Genomic DNA, 232 nt, shown 5'->3' on the forward strand with positions numbered 1-232 from the left:
CATCAGATATTAACCAATTATGGTATTCCTGCTGCTTTTTTAACGGATAGACGAACGGTATTTGATTATCAAAGGAAAGGGACTCAACAGCTTCAAGACGATACCATGACACAGTTTGGTTTTGCTTGTTTTCAGTTAGGTATTAGCCTTAAAACAACATCTATTCCACAGGGGAAAGGACGTGTGGAACGTTTAAACAATACCTTACAATCCCGATTACCTGTTGATTTGG

The 232-nt window shown here is 38.4% G+C and carries 1 pseudogene; it reads left to right on the forward strand.

From position 1 onward, the window contains the following. Nucleotides 1-232: pseudogene (locus E4T68_RS09425) on the forward strand (ISNCY family transposase); the annotation flags it as partial.

The organism is Granulicatella sp. WM01 (assembly GCF_004570605.1).
Classification (GTDB): domain Bacteria; phylum Bacillota; class Bacilli; order Lactobacillales; family Aerococcaceae; genus WM01.